Here is a 6,918-nt window from a genome sequence, read left to right on the forward strand (position 1 = left end):
GGTATATGAGGATCGGCTAACCCGGTGCCTGATTAGCGCTGTCGTTCGCGGATTTGTCTTTTTGAGATGTGGGTGGAGAAACGTGCGGTAGCTTGGGTCCGTTGCAACCAAAGTGGACTCGACCCGATGACAACGGAATTGACGCGCTACAACGGCTATCGGTACGTGCTACGCAAGGCGCGAAGCGTCACCGACGACGTCGAGAAAATCAAAGCTGGGCACGCTATGTTGATGCACGCTGATATGTACGTCTGGGAGTCGAACGCTGCGCTTGTGGCGCGCGTTGAATCGTTCTTGCTCAAAGAATTCTCCTGGTATTCACGTTTGGCGAAAAGCGCACGGGAAACCCTTCAAATGTTGCTCACTTACGTGCGTGATGGCGCGGTGATTGTCTTGGAAGAAAACGGAGCAACCACTAGCGCTTTCGAGAATGGCGGTTTTACGCTTGACCCACCAGCGCAAGAGGCAAGGCGATACGCGCCGCCGCTGGACTACGCTGCGCGGGCGGCTGCAAATGCCGCGTCGCTCCTTGAATACAATGATGCGATCGACGCGAGGATCGAGCGAGAACGGCTGCTGAATACCCCGTCATTCGAAGACACGATACCGTTGGATATGCCGTTTCTTCTCTCGGTTGTGGGCATGGTTTGGCGTGGGATGAATCTGGAACGTCAAGCAGAGCAAAAAATCGCGTCCGGTTTCAACGAACTCGCGGACAATATGACCACGCCGCTAGGCGATGCTGCGCCGTTTGAGTACATCAAGAGTGCTGCATCAGAGTTTAGTGATACCGTCGCAGGGGTTTTTCTCACGCCCTCCGAGGAAGCGGAATGCATGTTTCAATATAACGCCGATATGATTGAATGCGCCGCGTGGTATGCCGCTAAACCATCGTCGTGGGGCATGTGCAAACAACGCGCGGCGGATCGGTTAGGCCGATGCGTTGCCGGAAAAGGGGAAGTGTTTTGAGCGCACAACAACCGAAGGGCGTACTGATTACGTTCGACGAACTGAATCAGAGTTTCAATATCTGTACCGTGCCGCGCGCATCCGTTGACGATCTAATGAGCCGTGCGCTTGTCGTGCCGTGGGCGCTCGCGGACTCGAATTTCAAGCTTGATGACGAGGTCGCGCGAAGTATCGGCGGCTTGGTGTTTCGGTTGCTTGCGACGGCACAGCCCGGACTGACGCCGCTTATCACCGTGAGGGACCACCCGGACGCGAAGAACCCGCCAACAAGCGATTGACCCAAAGGCTCGCACCGTGCGGGCCTTTCTTAGTCAAAAGCGGCGTGGTGCACCTGATGCGGGGTTGCTGGCGCTGTTGTCGTTAGCGGGTTGCTTCGCAAACCGCCGTTCCCATGCTGGAAATCGACTAGTTCCGGCGCCTCGCGTAGATTCTTCCACTCCAGAATGCCCGTCAATCTTGACGCTGGCGTGCGAGCGGCCTAGACTTGCCCACAGTTTCTGGTGCTCGTGCGCGGTGTCTACCGCGCGCAGTTAAACGGGAAGCAGGAAGTGCGGATCGAGTCGATCGACCGTGCCAACCTGCGCTGCCCCCGCAACGGTAAAGCGAAAGTCGCGCGGCGTTCATGTCTGTGACTGTCACTAAGACACAAGACACACCACACCGCGCGGCAGAGCCCGCTTCAATACATCGTCAGGTCGATCTCATCTCCCGACAATGCAATATGCCACTGCATGGTTTGTCATGTGGGAAGGCGCAAGCGGCGTTTTCGTCAGCCCGGATACCGGCCAGAGCGGATCAATACCTGAAGCGATCGGCGTCGCGGGGATGCGGCGGCCGACCGATGCTTTCATCGTGCTTTTCCGGATTGCAGTGTCTGCGTTCGCCCACGCCTGTCGTCTACGCGCGGCTGTCGCCAGAACGCGCCATCCGGCGACGGTACGAGAACCCAACGAGCCCAACGAGCCCAACGAGAAAACGGAGTAACACATGCAAATGCGCAAAATCCCGGTCACGGTCGTGACGGGTTTCCTCGGCAGCGGCAAGACCACGTTGATGCGGCATATCCTGCAAAACGCGAACGGATTGCGTATTGCGGTCATCGTGAACGAGTTCGGCGAACTGGGTATCGACGGCGAGATTCTCAAGGGCTGCAACATCGGCTGCGAAGATGAAAGCGGAACCGATCAGCCCAATCTGTATGAACTGTCGAACGGTTGCCTATGCTGCACCGTCCAGGAAGAGTTTTTTCCAGTGATGGAACAGCTCGTCGAGCGGCGCGGGCAGATCGATCATGTGCTGATCGAGACGTCGGGGCTCGCGTTGCCCAAGCCGCTGGTCCAGGCATTCAACTGGCCGTCGATCAAGAACGCCTTCACGGTCGACGCCGTCGTGACCGTGGTCGATGGTCCCGCGGCCGCCAGCGGCCAGTTCGCGGCGAACCCGCAAGCGGTAGATGCCCAGCGGCGCGCCGATCCCAATCTAAATCACGAGTCGCCGCTGCATGAGTTGTTCGAAGATCAGTTGGCATCGGCGGATCTGGTGATTCTCAACAAGATCGATCTCATCGATGAGACGCAGCAGCGCGCCGTGGAAGCGCTGATTCGCGGCGAGATTCCGGCCGATGTAAAGATCGTTCCCGCGCAAATGGCGCAACTGGATCTGCATGCGTTGCTCGGGCTCGAAGCTGCGTCCGAAACCACGATCCACCTGCGCGTGGATCATCACGGTTCTGCCGACGACGAAGGCCACGCCGATCATCATCACGACGCTTTCGATTCAGTCGTGGTCGAGGCGCGGGTCGAGTCGCGCGAAGCCGCGATCGCGGCCTTGCAAGCCTTGGTCGAGGTGAACACGATTTATCGTGTGAAGGGATTCGCGGCGTTGCCCGGCGCCCCGATGCGGCTCGTCGTGCAAGGTGTGGGCAGACGGTTTGATAGCTACTTCGACCGGCGCTGGACCCCGGCCGAGGCGAAAGATGCGACCAGCCAGTTCGTGCTGATCGGCGAAGACCTCGATCAGGCGCGCTTGCAGAAGGCGCTCTATGCCGCGCTCGCCAACACGTCCGTGCAGGCCTGATCCGTGCACCTGCTGCGTACCACGCCCGGTGGTTTCGTCGACGATACGGCCGGTGTCATACGCATTGACCAGACGCCCGCACCGATTGTCGTGCTGAGTTCCGCCGACACCACCTTGTCGCTTCTCGCGAGCGTCGTGCCGCGTCTGGAAGCGGGTTTTCCGGAGATCAGGCTCGCGAACCAGGCGTTCCTGAGGCAACCGGCATCGGTGGATTTTTATCTCGACGACGTGCTCAGGCATGCACGCGCGGTCGTCATCGATCATCTCGGCGGCGAGGCCTATTGGCCCTACGGAATCGAAACGATCACGGCGCTTGCGCGCCGTAACGGCCAGATGCTCGTGATGTTTTCCGGCGACCTGCAGGAGGACCCGAACCTCATTGCAAAGAGCACGGCGGACCCCGCGCTATGCGATCAGCTTTGGCGATATCTGCGTGAAGGCGGCGAGCAGAACGCCGAGGAGTTTCTTCGCTGCATCGCGAATCGCGCGCTGGGATATGGGCGTGAAGCGTACGCGCCGAGTCCGTTGCCTTCGGTGGCGATCTATCATCCGGCGCTGCGAATTGCCACCGCAGACGACTGGCGCCGCCGCTGGGTTTCCGGTCAGCCGGTCGTCGCCGTGCTGTTTTACCGCGCTCATTTGCAGTCCGGCAACACGGATGTCTTCGATGCCCTGATCGACGCGCTAGAGGCGCACGGACTCAATCCTTTGCCCATCGCCATGGCCTCGCTCAAGGACCCGTTGAGCCGCGAAGTCGTGCAGCAACTATGCGCGGATCATGGTACGTCGCTGGTGTTGAACACGACTTCGTTTGCGGCCGGCGTGATCGACGATCCCGCGCCATTCGAACTGGCCGGCGACGCGCCGGTCCTCCAGGTGATCCTCAGCGGGGGAAATCGCGAAGACTGGCTGAAGGACAATCACGGACTGAATTCCCGCGACGTCGCCATGCACGTCGCGTTGCCCGAGGTGGACGGCCGCATCATCACCCGCGCGATCAGCTTCAAAGGCCTGGCTTACCGATGCAAAGCCACGCAAGTCGATGTGGTGCGCTATCAACCCGACCTCGAACGCGTGCGCTTTGTGGCAGAGTTGAGCATGCGCTGGTGTCGCTTGCGGCACACCGCCAACGCCGAGAAGCGGATAGCGCTTGTGCTGGCGAACTATCCGCTGAGCGAAGGACGTATCGGCAACGGCGTGGGCCTCGATACGCCCGCGTCCGTCGTCAATATCCTCACCATGCTGGCGCGCGAGGGGTATCGAACGAGTAAGCTTCCCGCCAGTGGCGACGCGCTGATGCAGGCGCTCACCTCGGGCGTGACGAACGATCCGTCCGTACGCGACCTGCGCCCCGCGCTACAAAGCCTGGCGCTATACGACTATCTGGACGCGTTCCAAAAGTTGCCGGAAGGCGTGCGGCAAGAGTTGAACCAACGGTGGGGACCGCCCGAAAGCGATCCCACGCTGCGTCGGGGCCGGTTCATGATCTCCGGTTGGCGTAGCGGCCAGGTGTTCGTCGGCATTCAACCCGCGAGGTCGCGCGAGCGTGGCGATTACGCGAGCTACCACGACGCCGAACTCGTACCGCCCCATTCGTATCTCGCGTTCTACTTCTGGTTGCGACTTCGCTTTAACGTCGATGCAATCGTGCATGTCGGCAAGCACGGCAATCTCGAATGGCTGCCGGGCAAGAGCGTCGCATTGAGCGCGTCGTGCTGGCCCGACCTGACGCTGGGTGCCATGCCGCACCTGTATCCATTCATTGTGAACGATCCCGGTGAGGGCAGTCAGGCGAAGCGGCGCGCGCAGGCGGTGATCATCGATCATCTGATGCCGCCACTGACGCGCGCCGAAAACTACGGGCCGCTGCAGGACCTGGAGCGTCAGGTCGACGAGTACTACGAAGCGTTGATGGTCGATCCGCGCCGCGCGAAATTGCTGCGCAAAACCATCCTGGCGAGCATTGTCGAGCATCGGCTGCATGAGGAGCTCGGCGTGGACAAGCCGCGCGACTCCAACGGCGAAGACGCGCTACTGACGCGTGCCGACGCCTATCTCTGCGAGTTGAAAGAAGCCCAGATCCGCGACGGCCTGCACGTGTTCGGCGTCTCGCCGCAAGGCATACAGCGGCGCGACACGCTGCTCGCGCTCGGGCGCTATCCAACCGGTGACGGACAAGGCGCGAACGCGAGCGTGCTCACGGCGCTGGCCCGTGACCTGCACCTGGGCGAGGCCTTCGATCCGCTCGATGCCGACTGGAGCGCCCCGTGGACGGGACCGCGTCCCGCCGAACTTCAAGCCACGATCGATACGCCGTGGCGGCATCACGGAGACACGCGCGAGCGTCTGGAATTGCTGGCTACGTCGATGCTCGACGCACCGTCCGATTTTTCGTGGCCGATGACATCGCAGGTGCTGGAGCGCCTGAACGGCGATCTGCTGGCGCGACTCGATGCATGCGGTCCGGAGGAACTTGAGCAACTCAAGCGCGGACTTGCCGGGCGTTTCGTACCGCCTGGCCCGAGCGGCTCGCCTTCTCGCGGCCGGCCCGACGTATTGCCCACGGGCCGCAACTTCTACTCGGTCGACACGCGCGCCGTGCCGACCCGGGCCGCATGGACGCTGGGCCTCAAGTCGGCCAATACGCTGATCGAGCGTCATCTTCAGGAGCACGGAGACTACCCGCGCGCCATCGGCTTGTCGGTGTGGGGCACGGCGACCATGCGGACCGGCGGCGACGATATCGCGCAAGCCATGGCGCTCATCGGCGTGCGGCCGAAGTGGGCGGCGGGGAGCAATCGCGTGACGGATTTCGAAGTCTTGCCGATCACCATTTTCAATCGTCCGCGTATTGACGTGACGCTGCGTGTATCGGGCTTTTTCCGCGACGCCTTCGCGAACCTGATGCATCTCTTCGACGCCGCCGTACAGGCCGTCGCCGAACAAGACGACGAAGAGGAAGACGTCAATCCGATCCGCGCCCGGATCATGCGCGAACGCGACGCGAACGTGGCGCGGGGTCTGGACGCAAAGGAAGCCCGCCTGCGTGCCGGCTGGCGCGTTTTCAGCACGAAACCCGGTGCCTATGGCGCGGGCTTGCAGGAGATGATCGACGCAAGGCAATGGCAAAGCGATGCGGATCTCGCGCGCGGGTTCCAGAATGCGGGCGGCTTCGCTTACTCGCAGCAAGGTGATGGCGTCGATGCCCGCGATACCTTCGGCATGAGGCTTTCAACGATTGACGTGGTCGTGCAAAACCAGGACAACCGCGAGCATGACCTGCTCGATTCGAACGACTATCACCAGTTCCAGGGCGGCATGATTGCAGCCGTGCGGCACTTGTCGGGCACGCAGCCCCAGTCTTACAACGCCGATCACAGCAATCCCGCCGCGCCGCGCATTCGCACGTTGCAGGAAGAGATTTCCCGCGTGATCCGGTCGCGCGTGGTCAACCCGAAATGGATCGATGGCGTGAAACGGCATGGTTACAAGGGCGCTTCGGAAATGGCCGCGACCGTGGATTATCTGTTCGGTTATGACGCGACCGCGCGGGTGGTGTCCGACCATCAATATGCGCTGGTCGCCGACGCCTACGTGAACGATCGCGACACGCGCGAATTCATGCAGCAGCACAATCCCCACGCGTTGCACGCGATCTGCGAGCGCCTCACCGAAGCGATGCAGCGCGGCTTGTGGCAGACCCCCGGCGACTATAAAGGCCAGATCGAGCGTCACTTGCTTGACGCCGAACAGCAACTCGAAGGGCAACGAACATGAACGAGGCTACTTTTCCTTTCACCGCACTGGTCGCGCAAGCGCCCTTGCAGCAAGCGCTTTTATTGGCCGCCGTCGATCCGGCTTTGGGCGGCGTGC

4 protein-coding genes and 1 riboswitch are annotated in these 6,918 nt (G+C 61.4%); all 4 genes read left to right on the forward strand.

The features are described 5' to 3' along the window. Positions 1-126: 126 nt before the first annotated feature. The 4 genes from WCA53_RS17910 (at position 127) to cobN (ending at position 6,822) form a co-directional block, all read left to right on the forward strand. Positions 127-969, forward strand: coding sequence for a hypothetical protein (locus tag WCA53_RS17910; RefSeq protein WP_423913376.1), 843 nt, complete (start codon positions 127-129; stop codon positions 967-969). Beyond that, positions 966-1,247 (forward strand): hypothetical protein, encoded by a 282-nt coding sequence (locus WCA53_RS17915; RefSeq protein WP_423913379.1) that lies wholly within the window; start codon positions 966-968, stop codon positions 1,245-1,247. Before WCA53_RS17910 ends, WCA53_RS17915 begins: the two co-directional genes overlap by 4 nt. Before the next feature lie 203 nt (positions 1,248-1,450). Continuing rightward, positions 1,451-1,773, forward strand: a riboswitch (cobalamin riboswitch). A 183-nt stretch (positions 1,774-1,956) separates the two neighbouring features. Next, positions 1,957-3,045: a cobalamin biosynthesis protein CobW gene (cobW, locus tag WCA53_RS17920; RefSeq protein ID WP_423913384.1), complete on the forward strand. Its 1,089-nt coding sequence runs from the start codon at positions 1,957-1,959 to the stop codon at positions 3,043-3,045. A 3-nt stretch (positions 3,046-3,048) separates the two neighbouring features. Continuing rightward, positions 3,049-6,822 carry a cobaltochelatase subunit CobN gene (gene cobN, locus WCA53_RS17925; protein WP_423913387.1) on the forward strand — a complete coding sequence of 1,258 codons (3,774 nt, stop codon included), beginning with the start codon at positions 3,049-3,051 and terminating at the stop codon, positions 6,820-6,822. The last annotated feature ends 96 nt before the right edge of the window (positions 6,823-6,918 follow it).

This window comes from Caballeronia sp. (genome assembly GCF_049581465.1).
In the GTDB taxonomy this organism is placed as follows: Bacteria; Pseudomonadota; Gammaproteobacteria; order Burkholderiales; family Burkholderiaceae; genus Caballeronia.